The sequence below is a fragment of the Halomonas sp. PA16-9 genome (genome assembly GCF_009728585.1).
GTDB classification, from domain to species: Bacteria; Pseudomonadota; Gammaproteobacteria; order Pseudomonadales; family Halomonadaceae; genus Vreelandella; species Vreelandella titanicae.
The window spans coordinates 2,006,973-2,019,970 of the sequence record NZ_CP040451.1 but is presented as its reverse complement, the minus strand read 5'-3'; the positions used below and the strand labels follow the sequence as shown (position 1 = coordinate 2,019,970).

11 protein-coding genes, 1 other RNA gene and 2 pseudogenes are annotated in these 12,998 nt (G+C 57.3%); 2 read left to right on the top strand and 12 right to left on the bottom strand.

Going from position 1 to position 12,998, the window contains the following annotated elements; genetic code table 11:
- Window positions 1-33: 33 nt before the first annotated feature.
- From ftsW to rsmI, 12 genes and pseudogenes are all read right to left on the bottom strand, one after another.
- On the bottom strand, window positions 34-1,215 hold the full coding sequence (gene ftsW / locus FDY98_RS09295; RefSeq protein ID WP_009286393.1) for a putative lipid II flippase FtsW: 1,182 nt from the start codon (window positions 1,213-1,215) through the stop codon (window positions 34-36).
- A complete protein-coding gene (gene murD / locus FDY98_RS09290; protein WP_035539170.1) occupies window positions 1,212-2,600 on the bottom strand; it encodes a UDP-N-acetylmuramoyl-L-alanine--D-glutamate ligase in 1,389 nt (462 codons plus the stop codon). Before murD ends, ftsW begins: the two co-directional genes overlap by 4 nt.
- A gap of 72 nt (window positions 2,601-2,672) precedes the next feature.
- Complete coding sequence (gene mraY / locus FDY98_RS27580) at window positions 2,673-3,233, bottom strand: phospho-N-acetylmuramoyl-pentapeptide-transferase (RefSeq protein ID WP_340146871.1); 561 nt, start codon at window positions 3,231-3,233, stop codon at window positions 2,673-2,675.
- Window positions 3,209-3,523, bottom strand: coding sequence for a hypothetical protein (locus FDY98_RS27575; RefSeq protein ID WP_340146441.1), 315 nt, complete (start codon window positions 3,521-3,523; stop codon window positions 3,209-3,211). The genes mraY and FDY98_RS27575 overlap by 25 nt, the downstream gene beginning before the upstream one ends.
- Complete coding sequence (locus tag FDY98_RS27570; RefSeq protein ID WP_340146440.1) at window positions 3,520-3,753, bottom strand: hypothetical protein; 234 nt, start codon at window positions 3,751-3,753, stop codon at window positions 3,520-3,522. The genes FDY98_RS27575 and FDY98_RS27570 overlap by 4 nt, the downstream gene beginning before the upstream one ends.
- Window positions 3,754-3,767: 14 nt before the next feature.
- Window positions 3,768-5,120, bottom strand: coding sequence for a UDP-N-acetylmuramoyl-tripeptide--D-alanyl-D-alanine ligase (locus FDY98_RS09280; protein WP_009286390.1), 1,353 nt, complete (start codon window positions 5,118-5,120; stop codon window positions 3,768-3,770).
- Window positions 5,120-6,614: pseudogene (locus tag FDY98_RS09275) on the bottom strand (UDP-N-acetylmuramoyl-L-alanyl-D-glutamate--2,6-diaminopimelate ligase). The gene FDY98_RS09280 and the pseudogene FDY98_RS09275 overlap by 1 nt, the downstream one beginning before the upstream one ends.
- Before the next feature lie 17 nt (window positions 6,615-6,631).
- Window positions 6,632-8,338, bottom strand: a complete 1,707-nt coding sequence (locus FDY98_RS09270) for a peptidoglycan D,D-transpeptidase FtsI family protein (RefSeq protein ID WP_027959095.1) — start codon at window positions 8,336-8,338, stop codon at window positions 6,632-6,634.
- Window positions 8,335-8,670: a cell division protein FtsL gene (ftsL, locus tag FDY98_RS09265; protein ID WP_022523909.1), complete on the bottom strand. Its 336-nt coding sequence runs from the start codon at window positions 8,668-8,670 to the stop codon at window positions 8,335-8,337. Before ftsL ends, FDY98_RS09270 begins: the two co-directional genes overlap by 4 nt.
- 8 nt (window positions 8,671-8,678) lie before the next feature.
- The gene (gene rsmH, locus FDY98_RS09260; RefSeq protein WP_027959094.1) at window positions 8,679-9,635 is read right to left on the bottom strand and encodes a 16S rRNA (cytosine(1402)-N(4))-methyltransferase RsmH; all 957 of its coding nucleotides are present in this window, start codon (window positions 9,633-9,635) and stop codon (window positions 8,679-8,681) included.
- 67 nt (window positions 9,636-9,702) lie between these two features.
- Window positions 9,703-10,061: RNase P RNA component class A (rnpB, locus tag FDY98_RS09255), an RNA gene on the bottom strand.
- A 32-nt stretch (window positions 10,062-10,093) separates the two neighbouring features.
- A complete protein-coding gene (gene rsmI, locus FDY98_RS09250) occupies window positions 10,094-10,951 on the bottom strand; it encodes a 16S rRNA (cytidine(1402)-2'-O)-methyltransferase (RefSeq protein WP_009286387.1) in 858 nt (285 codons plus the stop codon).
- A gap of 113 nt (window positions 10,952-11,064) precedes the next feature.
- On the opposite strand from rsmI, the pseudogene FDY98_RS09245 reads away from it, so the two are divergent.
- Together FDY98_RS09245 and FDY98_RS09240 are read left to right on the top strand one after the other, a co-directional pair.
- Window positions 11,065-12,571: pseudogene (locus tag FDY98_RS09245) on the top strand (penicillin-binding protein activator).
- Window positions 12,561-12,932 (top strand): YraN family protein, encoded by a 372-nt coding sequence (locus tag FDY98_RS09240; RefSeq protein ID WP_022523915.1) that lies wholly within the window; start codon window positions 12,561-12,563, stop codon window positions 12,930-12,932. Before FDY98_RS09245 ends, FDY98_RS09240 begins: the two are co-directional and overlap by 11 nt.
- The last annotated feature ends 66 nt before the right edge of the window (window positions 12,933-12,998 follow it).

The window sequence follows — 12,998 nt, the reverse complement described above, 5'->3', positions numbered from 1 at the left end:
ATCAAACTCCTGGTAGCACCAAGCGGCATAGCGTTACGATAAACGCGGTTCATGGCGCGATTTATAGGGGGTGGACGCGCGCCGGGGGCGATGACGTGTTTCAGCATCCGTGCGCAGCAGTAGCCCAACCATTATACCTGTCACTAGCAGGCTAGAGCCGCCATAGCTCATCAGCGGCAGCGTTAGCCCTTTAGTCGGTAACAGCCCGGAACTTACCGCCATGTTAATAAACGCCTGGGCGGCTACGACAAAGCCGATGCCGTAGCTTACATAAGCGCCAAATAGATGCCCTGCCAGTTCAGCTTTGCGCCCTATCCACATAGCGCGGGCAATAAACAGCGTGAACAACAGCACGACGATAATCGCGCCGATCATGCCCAACTCTTCAGCGATTACGGCAAAGATAAAGTCGGTATGCGCTTCGGGCAGGTAATGCAGTTTTTGCACACTGTTACCCAAGCCAGTACCGGTGACGTGCCCCCGTCCGAAGGCTATTAACGCTTGAGTTAACTGGTAGCCGGTCGCAAACTGATCGGCCCAGGGGTCTAAAAAACTGGTCCACCGGGCCAGCCGGTAGGGTTCTATCAACACCATTACAACCGCCCCGGAGCCGAGCAGCAGCCCGCTGCCAACCAGCAGCACCAGCGAGGCACCGCACATCATCAGCATGCCAATCACGCAGACGGTAAAGACCACCATCCCGCCGAAATCAGGTGCTAAAAATAGCAGCCCAACCGGTACGGCCAGCACGGCCAGAGGGCGCCACATGCTGAACGCTCGACGACGCAAATCGTAGGTAAAACGCGACATAAACGCCGCCATATAGAAAATCAGCCCGACTTTGGCAAATTCAGAGACCTGCAAACTCGGCAAGGGCCCCGGCAACGCTATCCAGCGCTTACTACCATTGATCTCCTGACCAACAATCAGCACCAAAACCAATAGAAAAATAGTGGCGAGCAGAATTAGCGCTGCGTTTTGGCGCCACACTTCAAGCGGCACACAGAGCATAAATACGCAGGCGATGATGGCAAGCACCAGGAAAACGCCGTGCTGACGTGAGTAGTGATAGGTATCTTCCAGCAAGCCAATCGACGCCGAGCTGACCATGACCCAACCCAACCCCGCCAAGGCCACCGCCGCTACAATGAGCCACACGTCGCAGGGTAGATCCCGAGTGGTAAGCACCGCGCGCAGACGCTGAATTCGACTCATGGCGCTTCCTCGGCTGTAGTCGATGCTTTATCCAGCACCCAGCGACGAAATGCCTCGCCGCGCGCTGGGTAATTGGCAAATTGATCCAGGCTTGCACAGGCGGGTGAGAGCAGCACACAGTCACCCGGCTGGGCGAGTTCAAACGCTGCCTGCATGGCCTGGGTTAAATCGTCAACTTGCTGGGTCGTTACGTGCCCATGCAGCGCCTCGGCCAGTAGCGGAGCATCTCTGCCAAACAACAGCACGTGACGCGCGCAGGCTGTTAAGGGTTTGGCCAACGGGGTAAAGTCTGCGCCTTTGCCAATCCCGCCCGCGAGTAAAATCAAACGGCCTTCCAGCGTCGCGCCAATGCCGTTAATCGCCGCCAGCGTGGCCCCAACATTGGTGCCTTTAGTGTCGTTAACCCAGGTGACGCCGTTAATTTCTGCAATCACTTCGCTGCGGTGTACCAAGCCCTTAAATTCCCGCAGCGCGCTGCACATGGGCTCAGCCGCAAAGCCCAGCACTTGCCCCATGGCCAGTGCCGCCAAAGCATTGAGATAGTTGTGCTGGCCGGCCATTTTTAACTCATCAATAGCCAACCAAGGGGTGGAGCCCTGCATTAACGTCAATTTGCTCTGGTGAAGCGCCAGCCCCCACTCGCCCCCCTTTGGGGCTGCTTGCGTAAAGTAAGTCACTTGGTCAACGGGATACTCAGGCCACGTGTTAGAATCATCGGCATTCACCACGGCGTGCTCGGCACCCATAAAAATACGCTGTTTGGCGGTGCGATAGCCGTGCATATCTCCATGGCGATCCAGGTGGTCTTCGGATAAGTTCAGAAAGGCAGCACAACTGGCATTCAGATGGGGCGTCATTTCAAGCTGAAAGCTTGAAAGCTCTAAGATATAGAGCGCGGCATCGGGATGGCTGGTCAACAGATCCAGCGCAGGGGTGCCAAGATTCCCCCCCACCGCCGCATTAACACCGGCAGCAGCGGCCATTTCTCCCAGCAGCGAAGTGACTGTTGACTTGGCATTGGATCCGGTAATAGCGGCGATGGGGGCGTTAGCGGCGCGAACAAAGAGGGCTATCTCGCCCACCACCATCGGTTCACCTGTGTGCGGGTTTAGTTGATCCGCCAGCTCTATCAAACCCGGCATTCTCGGATCAAGACCAGGGCTAACCACTACCTCTTCAACATCACGCAGATCCAGCGACGTTAACGGGCCACAGTGAACTTCAACATCCGGATGAGCGGCTTTAAAGTCATCCAACCCCGGAGGTTCGGCACGTGTATCCGCTACCATGTAGGGCACTTTCAAGCGGCTTAAATGGCGGCATATCGCTCGACCCGACAGCCCCAGCCCCACCACTAGCGTTAATCCTTTAGCAACTCGAACCATCACCGGCTTCCTCTCGCCTCATGCTCTCGACCCGTCGATCCACTCTTGGCCATTTGCATCAACGAACTTTCATTAACGAACCTTGAGCGTTGCGAGGCCGAGCAGCACCAGCACCACGGTAATGATCCAAAAACGCACGATTACCCGCGGTTCAGGCCAACCTTTCAATTCATAGTGGTGATGCAGTGGCGCCATGCGAAAGATCCGCCGCCCGGTAAGCTTATAGGACCCCACCTGAAGAATGACCGACACCGTCTCCATGACAAAAATACCGCCCATAATAAACAGCACGATCTCCTGACGCACGATCACTGCCACCACGCCCAACGCAGCCCCTAACGCCAAGGCACCTACGTCGCCCATAAAGACCTGGGCGGGGTAAGTGTTGAACCATAAAAAGCCAAGCCCGGCACCGGCAATGGTGGCACAAAAAACCGCCAGCTCACCGGTACCGGCAATAAACGGAATATGTAAATACTCGGCAAACACGGTATTACCGCTGGCATAAGCAAACACTGACAAGCCCATGGCCACCAGTACCGTAGGCATAATTGCCAAGCCATCCAGACCATCGGTCAAATTAACCGCATTGGAACTGCCCACAATCACTAAGTAGTGAGCACGATATAGAATAGGCCCAGCGGCAGTGCGACCTCTTTTAACATTGGCACTAACAAGCTGGTTTCGACCGGCGTTGAGGCAGTCAAATAAAGCAGCACTGCCGCCCCAATCCCCACCACCGACTGCCAGAAATACTTCCAGCGGGCGGGTAAGCCACGCGGATTTTTCTCCACTACTTTGCGGTAATCATCGACCCAGCCGATAGCACCAAAACCTAGTGTGACGCCTAACACCACCCAAATATAAAGATTGGTTAGGTCACCCCATAGCAAGGTACTCATGGCAATGGCCAACAGAATCATCGCTCCCCCATGGTCGGGGTACCCGCCTTGGAAAGATGGGACTGAGGGCCATCGTCACGCACGGATTGACCGATTTGCCCCTCGACCAGTTTGCGGATCATCCATGGCCCCAGCCATAAGCAGAGCATTAATGAGGTGAGAGCGCCTAAAATCACGCGCAGGGTTAAATAATTGACTACCTGAAAATCAGATTGGTACTGCGACAGAAAATTCGCCAAGTGAAGTAACATGAACGGCGTTTACCTTATTTATCCGAACGCAGTGCATTAATGACATGTTCCATGCCCGCACTGCGCGACCCTTTCACCAGCAAGGTGGTGTCCGGCGGCAAAGTATTAGTGACATGACGCGTTAGCGCCTCGTGATCGTTAAAATGCAGCCCACGACCAAAGGCCTCGCTGGCAGCGCGTGCCGCGTCGCCCAGCGTCAACAGCTGATCAATGCCAAGCTCTGCAGCGTAACGGCCAATGTCCGCATGCAGCGCTGCCGACTCGTCTCCCAGCTCGCCCATTACGCCCAATGCACACCAGCGTGGAGCCGGGAAACTTGCCAGCGTATCCAGAGCGGCTTTGACCGCCCCGGGGTTGGCATTGTAAGTATCATCCAGTAGCTTGCCCCCCCGCAAACCGGGCACTACGGTTAGTCTACCCGCTAGCGCTTGCAATGCACCCACGCGCGTAATGATCTGCTCTGGCGGCACGCCCAGCGCTAATGCCGCGGCAGCCGCAGCTAAGGCATTGCTGACATTATGCTTGCCAAGTAGCGGTAAACGCACTTGGCCCAGCGCCTGACCATGCTGCAGTAGCGTGAAAGCATACCGCCCTTGAGGATCACAGGAAAGCGCTGAGGCGCTGACATCTGCCTGGGGATGAAAGCCAAAGCTAACCACTCGCCTTGGGGCCGCACGCGAAGCCCAAAAGGAGTAGTAGCGATCATCGCGGTTCAATATGGCCGTACCCTGCTCGCTTAGCCCGGCGAGCAGTTCACTTTTCGCCTGGGCGATCTGCCCCATGCCGCCAAACTCACCCACATGGGCGCCGGTGACATTGGTGATAATCGCAATATCGGGCTGTGCCAGCGGCGCCGTCCAGGCGATTTCACCCAGATGATTAGCGCCTAACTCTATCACGGCGACTTTGTGCTGTTGACGCAATCGCAATAAGGTCAGCGGCGCACCGAAATCATTGTTCAGATTCCCCTCGGTCGCTAACACCTCGCCCAAAGGCCTCAGCAGTGCCGCGCACATCTCCTTAACCGTGGTTTTACCACTATTGCCGGTGACCGCTACCAAGGGCCCGTGCCATGCGCGCCGATGTGCACCGGCTAGCAATCCCAGGGCTAAGCGCGTATCGGGACACACCAATTGGGGTAAGTCGCTAGCAACAGGTGCGTCGACCAACGCCGCTGCCGCGCCGAGCGCATGGGCACGCTCGACAAAATCGTGGCCATCAAAATTGACGCCTTTTAACGCGACAAACAGGCAGCCAGGCTCAATTTTACGGCTATCGGTAACAACCGAGTGAATGATTAACTGTGCGCTGCCTGATGGCGCTTCGATGCCGAGCGCGGCGGCCACTTGACCAAGAGCCCAATGCATTACTGCGCTCTCCGCTGAGCAAAAGCGCGTTGAATCTCTTCGCTATCGGCGTAAGGATGGCGCACCCCCTGTATCTCCTGATACGCCTCATGCCCTTTCCCGGCGATCAGCACCACATCCTGGGCGCCAGCTTGTTGAATAGCCGCTACTACGGCCTCGCGACGCTCAGCAATTTCAATCGGCTGCACAGCGGTTGAGAACCCGGTCAGAATCTGCTCACGGATTTGCGCGGCGGATTCATTCCGCGGATTATCGTCAGTGACAACGATGCGATCTGCCAACTGCTCGGCGACCCGGGCCATCTCGGCTCGCTTACCCGTATCACGCTCCCCGCCGCAGCCAAACACACACCACAATTTACCCGCGTCCCCCAAGTGAGCACGTAGCGCCTGAAGGGCACTCTGTAGGGCATCCGGTGTGTGGGCATAGTCCACGACCACACTGGGGGCGTCCACATCGCCATAGCGCTCCATACGCCCCGGCACCGGAGAAAGTGTTGTCGCTGCATCAAACAGCGCATCGAGGGATTCACCTAACCCATACAGCACAGCCATCGCTAGCAGGACGTTATCTAAATTAAAGCGCCCCATTAACGTTAAGCGCAGCATTTTCTCGCCATCGGGGTCGCAATCATTGCCTGCTGCCCCTGCTCGAACGCCTGCCAGTCCAGCACCCGCAGCGTAACGGCCTCGTCTTGCCCAGTGGCCAGCACACGTACGCGGCTACTAGAACCAGCCAGCATTAAGCGCGCCAAAGGGTCATCACCATTCACCACCGCCAAGCTAAGCTCAGAACGGCGAAACAGCTTGGCTTTCGAGGCCGCATAGGCCGCCATGCTGCCGTGATAATCTAAATGGTCGCGGGTCAGATTGGTAAACACCCCTACACTAACGTTGACCGCTTCCAACCGGTACTGATCCAGAGCGTGGGAAGAGGCTTCGAGGGCAACGCGCTTCACCCCCTGTTGGGCCAATTCACCCAGCGTCGCCTGCAGCGCCAAGGGGCCAGGCGTGGTTAAGCCACTATCGCTCAGTTCGCCAGGACGCCCCACGCCTAAGGTGCCGACAAGACCCGCAGGTGTTCCCAACGCTTCGCTGAGGGCAGCAATATAGTGAGTAACAGAGCTTTTACCATTGGTACCGGTCACCGCAATGACTTCCAGATCACTAGGCACCTGGTACAGTGCCCTACCTAGCTCGCCTAAGCGCGACGACAAATGCGGTAGCTTCAACACCCCCGCCCCTCAAGCTGTACATCGCCGTGAGACCCCTGCGCTAAAACAAGCGAAGCCCCAGCCTCAAGGGCTTGCTCGATGAAATCGCGTCCGTCACGCTGGCTACCAGGCACGGCCACAAAAATGTCGCCCTTGGCAAGCTTGCGCGAGTTCATTTCAATGCGCACCTGATCCGGCAGCTTGGGCAGGTCAGCGGGCAGTGGTGACTTGGGCCATACTTTCGCGAGCGCCGTTAATATTTCGCCTGGACTCAGCGTCATGCCATCTCCTTAAAAAACTACTCCGCCTCGTGATCCGGCGGGACGTCCAGCAAGCGTAAAGCATTCCCCGTCACGCTGGAAAAAACCGGTGCGGCAACAGCGCCGCCATAAAATTCGCCTGCTTTGGGGTGATCAATCATTACCACTGTGACAATACGCGGGTCGGAAATAGGCGCAATACCGGCAAAAACGCTGCGGTAGGCATCGGTGGTATAGCCCTGCTGGCCTATTTTGCGCACCGTGCCCGTTTTTCCGCCAACACGATAACCCTCGACACGAGCTCGCCGCCCGCCGGTATAGGCCGCAACGGAAGTTTCCAGTATTCGCAACAGGTCATTGGCAACCGTGGGCTCTATCGCGGGGATGCCTTGGGGTGGCTCAGAAAGGCGTAACAGCGAAGGCGGCAAACGCACGCCATCATTGGCTAGCGCCGTGTAAGCACTCGCCAACTGCACCGCTGACACGGATAGGCCGTAACCGTAGGAGAGCGTCGCCCGCTCGCTGCGCGACCAGCGAACCGGCGCCGGTAAGCTGCCAGTGGACTCGCCAGGAAAACCGGTTCCGGGTGCCTGCCCCAGCCCTAACTGGTTATACTTTTCCCAAATCGCCGTATCGCTCAACCGCAGCGCTAGTCGGGACATCCCCACATTCGAAGAGTGTTCCAGAATGCCAGCCAAATCCAGTTCGCCATAATTACGGAAATCGCGAATGGTGAACTGATCCAATCGCATCCAACCGGGCGAGGTATCGACCACAGCGTCGCGGTCCACCACGCCACTCTCTAACACGGCAGCCATGGCCAGCGGCTTCATCACCGAACCGGGCTCAAATACATCGACCAACGCCTGGTTACGTAACCCACGCGGATCAAGCCCCGCTCGGTTGTTAGGGTTGTAGGAGGGCAAGTTAGCCATAGCCAACACCTCTCCCGTACGGGCATCCATCATCACCAGCACGCCGCCATCGGCCTCATTCTCAACCACCGCGGCGCGCAGCTCCCGGTAAGCCATATATTGAATGCGTTGATCAATAGAGAGGGTCAGTTCGCCCCCCGGCTGGGCTTCGTCAATAACGCCCAGCTCACGCACCAGGCGCCCGCGGCGATCTTTAATGACCCGCCGCTGACCAGGTCGCCCCGCCAGGTAAGGCTGATAAGCAAGCTCCAGGCCTTCCTGACCGACATCGTCAACGTTGGTTACTCCCAGCAGTTGGGCGGCGACCTCGCCAGCGGGATAGTAGCGTTTATATTCACGCTGCGGGTAAACGCCGGGCGTGCGCAGGTTTAGAATCTGCTGGGCCGCCGCGGGGGTCATCTGACGACGTAAATACATGAACTCATGCTCGCTGAAGCGCGCTACCCGCGCCTCAAAGTCACCCAGCGTCATACCCAGCGCCTGGGCCAGCATTACACGCTGTATAGCATCGTCGGGCAGTTCTTGCGGATTGGCCCAGAGGGTGACCACTGGAGTGGAAATCGCCAACGGTTCGCCATTGCGGTCTGTAATCATGCCGCGGTGGGCGGGGATAGTTTCGTGACGAAGAGTACGCGCGTCGCCCTGGCTTTGCAGAAAGGGACGGTCAATGACCTGCAGCAAGGTAATCCGACCAATCAAAATAGCCGATGCCAAGCCAATCGCAAGCAGAATAAACATGAACCGCCCGCTGCCGAGCGGAGGGGCAATCGGCGCCTGACGCGAGGTACCGCCTCGACGTTCGCTTCTCATGGTCGAATCACCTCAACATCATGGACATCGGGGATTCGCATACCCAGGCGATCAGTGGCAATTTGTTCAATACGGGCAGGTGTCGACCATGCGCCCTCCTCGAGCAGCAGTTGTCCCCACTCCGTTTGCAGCTGGTTCTCTTCTTGCTCCAGCTGTTGCAGCTGAGCAAATTGAACCCGCGTCATATGGGTAGTGACAACCACGCCCAGCCCGGAGGCCATGCAGAGTAGAAAGAGTAGCGTAATAGCTACCGGCCAGGCGCGTAAACGCAGCCTGAAAGGCCATTCGGTGCGTAGCGTGGTTGCCCACTGCTCAATCCGATCCATGCTCATGATGACATTTACATCCGTTTGCGTGCAGCCCGCATGACGGCACTACGTGCGCGGGGATTGGCATCCACTTCCTCCTCGCTTGGCCGCACACCTTTGCCTAGCGCTTCAAGACGCCGATTCATTTGATCATCGCGAATCGGCACCCCTCGCGGCAAGTCGGTATCGCCGCGGACATGGTGGCGAATAAAGCGCTTCACGCGACGATCTTCCAACGAGTGAAAGCTGATAACCACTAAGTGACCACCAGGTGCCAGCGCCTCTAGCGCGGCGTCTAAAGCACTGTCTAACTGCTCCAGCTCGCCGTTGACGAAAATACGCAGCCCTTGAAACGCTTTGGTGGCAGGATGGCGTCCCTTTTCCCAGGCGGGGTGGGCTACTTTTAATACCTCGGCCAAATCCACCGTGTGGGTAAACGGCTTCTCGACCCGGCGAGTGACCACAGCGCGGGCCAAACGTTTGGCATAGCGCTCTTCGCCGTAGGTTTTAAACACGTAGGCAATGTCTGCTTCACTGGCCCGGGCCAGGAAATCAGCCACACTTTGCCCTTGGGTAGGATCCATACGCATATCTAGCGGGCCATCGCGCATAAAGCTGAAGCCGCGCTCGGGGTCATCTAGTTGAGGCGACGACACGCCAACATCGAGTAACACACCGGAAAGCTTGCCAAATACGCCCTGTTCACGGGCAAACTCGGCGAGCTGAGCAAATTCTCGCTGGGCAATCTGAAAGCGTGGATCGTCTATGTCAGCGGCCGCGGCAATCGCTTGTGGATCGCGATCCATCGCAAGCAGCTGGCCCTGAGCATCCAGACGATCAAGGATCAAGCGTGAGTGACCGCCCCTCCCAAAGGTGCCATCTAAATAGACGCCTCGCGCATCGTGCACCAGAGCATCGACAGCACCTTCCAGTAGAACGCTGGTATGGCGAAAGCAGTTAGCAACCTGTTCAGCGTCAGGAGAAGGCATGTTTTTCTCACACAAAATGATAGTGACAGCGTAATAAAGAGCGTGCGGACACGCTCTGGTACGTAAGTGGGGGAGTCGGCCGATAAGCCGGGTTCTGTCGTGGACAGCCATTCCTCTAGGCGCTGCGTTACCACAGCGCTCAAGCAACCTACCCGGATCCAGCGCGGGCCACGCCATTGGATCCCTATTTGGTCTTGCTCCGAGTGGGGTTTACCATGCCACGCACTGTTACCAGGCGCGCGGTGCGCTCTTACCGCACCCTTTCACCCTTACCGGCCCCGAAAGGCTTAGGCGGTCTACTCTCTGCTGCACTTTCCGTCGGCTCACGCCGCCCAGGCGTTACCTGGCACTCTGCCCTATGGAGCCCGGACTTTCCTCCCCCAACACCTTTTAAGGGGTATTAGCGGCGACTGTCTGGCCAACTCCGGCGGCAAGCATACCAGCGCCCTCGACTTGCCTCAATGCTCACCTTTGATTGCTTGCAAACGCGCGTACCAGACTTGCTTACGACCACCAAGCATTCGCGCGGCAATTGCAGCGCCCTGTTTCACGCCAACCCCCTCTGCCAGCAGTGCCTCCAGCAAGGCGTCCGCTGATATATCCTGATGTTCACTCTGCTCAACCGGCGGAGCCCCGGCAACAATCACCACGAATTCGCCGCGGGCTTGATTAGGGTCGACAGTCAATTGCTCCAGTAACGATGCAGGCGTACCGTGCAAAAACGTTTCGAAGGTTTTAGTGAGTTCACGCGCCAATACCACATCGCGATCCGCCATTTGCGCCTGTAACGCTTCAAGGGTATGCACGATACGGTGGGGAGATTCATAAAACACCAGCGTCTCTTCGCGGGTTTTCCAACTCTCCAATGCTTGGCGTCGTGCGCCTGGCTTGGCAGGCAGAAAACCGGCAAACACAAAGCGGTCTGTTGGCAGGCCTGCCCCTGACAGCGCAGTAATCAGCGCACAGGGGCCGGGGATAGGCACAATATGGCGATTGCGCGCCCTCAGTTCACGTACCAGCACAAAGCCGGGATCGCTAATCAACGGTGTGCCGGCGTCACTGATCAGGGCGATATCTTCACCTGCGGCGAGATAACTATCCAAAGCCTCTACCCGGCGCGCCTCGTTGTGCTCATGTAAAGAGAGCATGGGCTTGTTTAGCCCCAAGTGCGCCAACAGGCGGCCACTATGGCGAGTATCTTCAGCGGCAATTCGTGTCACTTGGCCCAACACCCGAGCGGCACGCGCGGTTAAGTCATCCAAATTCCCAATTGGCGTGGCAACCACGTACAATGTGCCCGGATTATCGTCTGTCATTGTTGACTCTCAATTCGTTGATGGCTTGCCCTGCTGGTGCGCTATGCTTGTGCAGTGGCTTGGTCAATCGCTGACAAGCAGCGACAGCGCAAATGGAAACTAAGGAAGGATACATGAAACAGTCATTACGTGGCTTACTCGCCGCTGCCCTTGTGGCATTTCTCGTTGCTGGCTGTGCGATGCAATCGCCTAGCGTGGTAGATCGAGTGCCCGATGAAAACCCTGGCCAGCTACTCAGCCAAGCGGAACAGCAAGCGCCAGAGCAAGCCGCAAAAACACGCCTGGAAGCGGCTAATATTCTGGCCCGTCAAGGTGAGCGCGACAGAGCCTTCGAAACCGCCGATGGGATTGATGAAAGCTTGCTCTCAGAACCCGACCGGGTACGCTGGGCACTGCTATTTTCCGAGCTTGCCCGCGCGTTGAATGAACCCCGTGCCGTGCTGCGCGCCACTCAGGTACTCGGCGACGAGCTGCCGATGCAGGCTAACCAGCAGGAGCGGCTTGAAGAACGCCAGCGCTGGGCCCGTGAGGCGCTTGATCAGCCCAGCGGCGCAGTGAGCGTTGCGCTGCCAGAGCTTGAGGGTCAGGAAATACGCCGCATCGTGGTAGCACTGCCCGAATCAGGCCCGCTTAGCAGCGTCGCCAATACTATCGCTTCGGCTATGCGGCAGCACCATGACGCCAAGGGCAGCAACGTCGAGCTAAGCTTCCTGGACACCTCGCGCTACTCGATGGATGAGCTCTATGACCGCGCCCAACAAATGAATGCGCAGTTAATTATTGGCCCGCTGGATAAGGATCGAGTTACCCAGCTAGAACAGCGCGATAGCGTGCCGCTCCCTACACTGGCACTCAACTATGGTAGCGGTGATAACAATCAAGCCCAGCGACTCTTCCAGTACGGCCTTTCAGCTGAAGACGAAGCACGCCAAGTTGCCCGCCGCGCCTGGCAGGACGGGCACCGCCAAATGTCCATGATGGTTCCGGATAACGGCTGGGGCCGACGCGTAGGCGAAGCCTTCTGGAATGAGTGGCATAGCCAGGGTGGCGAAATCACCAACGCCGTGCGCTATAACCCGGATAGCTCGGTCTCCAATGCCGTACAAACCGCGCTCAGTGTTAGCGGTGATCGCGCGCGCCTAGGCAATATTGACGCCCTATTCCTGCTCGCACTGCCCGAGTATGCGCGCCAGGTACCGCCGACTATGGATTACTACTACGCTCCCAACCTGCCAATCTATGCCACCTCACACTTGCATGAAGGACGCCTGCAGACTCGCCTCGATCAAGATCTAAACGATGTCATGTTCGTTGATATCCCCTGGCAAATCCCCGACGCCGCCGTTGGTGGCGAAGAGGCTCTGCCCTTTGCATCTACCTACCAAAGCCTGCGGGATGAATCAGACGCTTCCATGTTCCGCCTGATGGCAATGGGCGTTGATGCATACGAGCTGGCTATCCGCTTGTCCAACCTTGGCGAGCTGAACGGCCTTCATGGCAGCACCGGCACTCTCTACTTAGCGACGATGGCCGCATCTACGCGAGCTGCCCTGGGCTAAATTCCAGAATGGCGTTCCATCACCTATTTTAATTCCTAACCTGGTCGAAAGTGACGACTAACGCCCACACTGCCCGTGCCCGCGGCGCAGCCATTGAGCAGCTTGCCGCTCAATGGCTGCGCCAACAGGGGCTCACCCTTGTCACGCAGAATCATTACGTGAAAGGGGGTGAGCTTGACTTGGTAATGCGCGATGGCGATATTCTCGTCTTTGTTGAAGTCAAACACCGCACCACGACGCGCTACGGCCACCCGCTGGAAACCGTCACTTATCAGAAGCAACAGCGCCTGGTGCGTGCAGCACGGCTTTATATCGCCCGCGGCGGGCTTTCTTCACCCTGCCGCTTTGATATCCTGGCCATAACGGGTAAGCCGCCCAACCTGGAGTTTCACTGGGTAAAAGCTGCCTTTGATGCCTTTTGACTGTTTTTTAAAGCTGTTTGTATAAACTGGCTTTAAAAACGGTCTTTAAAAAACACTCTTTATCAC